The sequence below is a fragment of the Rhizobium ecuadorense genome, assembly GCF_001187535.1.
Classification (GTDB): Bacteria; Pseudomonadota; Alphaproteobacteria; order Rhizobiales; family Rhizobiaceae; genus Rhizobium; species Rhizobium ecuadorense.
Genome location: NZ_LFIO01001156.1, coordinates 1 through 244 on the forward strand (window position 1 = coordinate 1; position 244 = coordinate 244).

Consider the following 244-nt stretch of genomic DNA (forward strand, 5'->3'; position numbering starts at 1 on the left):
ATGCGCCGGTACAGCAACAGCTCTTCCAGGACGACATCCTGACCCGGCTTCCAGTCCCGACGTTCTTTTCCAAGGAGACCGGTCCCTACATTACTGCGGGTCTGATCGTGGCGCGCGACCCTGAAACAGGCTTGGGCAACGCGTCCTATGCCCGCATCAAGGTGCTTGGTCCGAACGAAGCGATGATCGGTATTGCACCGAACCATCATCTCGCCATCATGGCTCGCAAGGCAGGCGCCAAACG

The 244-nt window shown here is 59.4% G+C and carries 1 protein-coding gene; it reads left to right on the top strand.

What is annotated here, in order from left to right; translation table 11 throughout:
- The coding region (locus AF337_RS24620) for a UbiD family decarboxylase domain-containing protein (RefSeq protein ID WP_160320345.1) at positions 1-244 on the top strand (244 nt) is incomplete at both ends.